Here is a 674-nt window from a genome sequence, read left to right as displayed (position 1 = left end):
CGGCTATCCGGGCCTGTTCGCCTCCCTGGCCACCGGTAACGCCGTGCTCGTCAAGCCGCACCCGCGCGCGGTGCTGCCGCTCGCGCTCACCGTGCAGGTCGCACGCGAGGTGCTCGCCGCGACGGGCTTCGACCCGAACCTGGTGGCGCTGGCCGCCGAGCGGCCCGGGGAGGGCATCGCCAAGACCCTGGCCGTGCGCCCCGAGATCCGGATCATCGACTACACCGGGTCGACGGCGTTCGGCGACTGGCTGGAGACCCACGCCCGCCAGGCGCAGGTCTACACGGAGAAGGCCGGCGTCAACACGGTGATCGTGGAGTCGACCGACGACTACAAGGGGATGCTGTCCAACCTGGCCTTCTCCTTGTCCCTGTACAGCGGCCAGATGTGCACGACCCCGCAGAACCTCCTCATCCCCCGCGACGGCATCCGTACGGAGGAGGGCTCCAAGTCGTACGACGAGGTGGTCGCCGACCTCGCCCGGTCGGTCGACGGACTCCTCGGGGACGACGCGCGTGCCAACGGGCTGCTGGGCGCGATCGTGAACCCGGACGTCAAGGCGCGTCTGGAGGCCGCGGCAGGGCTCGGCGAGGTCGCCCTCGCGTCGCGTGAGGTGGGCAACGCGGAGTTCCCGGACGCGGTCGTCCGCACCCCGGTGATCGTCAAGCTCGACG

1 protein-coding gene is annotated in these 674 nt (G+C 71.1%); it reads left to right on the top strand.

Annotated features, from left to right (window positions below):
• On the top strand, window positions 1–674 hold a 674-nt coding region (locus ACFRCG_RS48545; protein WP_380043075.1), incomplete at both ends, for an aldehyde dehydrogenase family protein.

Source organism: Embleya sp. NPDC056575 (assembly GCF_042793325.1).
In the GTDB taxonomy this organism is placed as follows: domain Bacteria; phylum Actinomycetota; class Actinomycetes; order Streptomycetales; family Streptomycetaceae; genus Embleya.
The sequence above is the reverse complement of the archived record's forward strand: the minus strand, read 5'-3'. Positions and strand labels throughout refer to the sequence as shown.